Below are 458 nucleotides of genomic sequence, written 5' to 3'. Positions count from 1 at the left end.
GCACAAGCCTTGGGGCCGCTGAGCGGGAAAATGGCGAGCAGTCCGTCGCCGATGAATTTCAGGATTTCTCCGCCATGCCGCGCGATCGGCTCCGACATCGCGTCGAAATAGTCGTTCAAGAGATCGATGACGTCGTCGCGCGGCCAGGAGTCCGAGATCCGGGTGAAATCCCGCAAGTCGCAGATCATGATCGCGGCGCGCACCGTGGTCCCGCTGCCGCGCCGCGTCGCACCGGCCAGGATCATCTCGCCGGCATGGGTGCCGACATAGGTCTCGAGCAGCGTCCGCGCCAGGCGGTTCTTCATCCGGATCTCGCTGACCAGCGCCAGCACTGGCAGTACCTTCTTCAGGCTGGCGACGTGGGCGTCATCGAAGCCCCCCGCGCGGTCGGTTGCGAACGTCACGACATGCCGCTTGCCGAGCGTATGCAGCAGCGGCCATGCCACATAGTCGGTCAG

The 458-nt window shown here is 65.1% G+C and carries 1 protein-coding gene; it reads right to left on the bottom strand.

The features are described 5' to 3' along the window. A partial coding sequence (locus GO615_RS29485; RefSeq protein WP_211167421.1) for an adenylate/guanylate cyclase domain-containing protein occupies positions 1 to 446 on the bottom strand: 446 nt, incomplete at its 3' end. Positions 447 to 458: the final 12 nt, after the last annotated feature.

Origin of the sequence: Aromatoleum evansii, from assembly GCF_012910805.1 — a bacterium.
In the GTDB taxonomy this organism is placed as follows: Bacteria; Pseudomonadota; Gammaproteobacteria; order Burkholderiales; family Rhodocyclaceae; genus Aromatoleum; species Aromatoleum evansii.
This window is presented reverse-complemented; position numbering and strand designations above follow the sequence as displayed.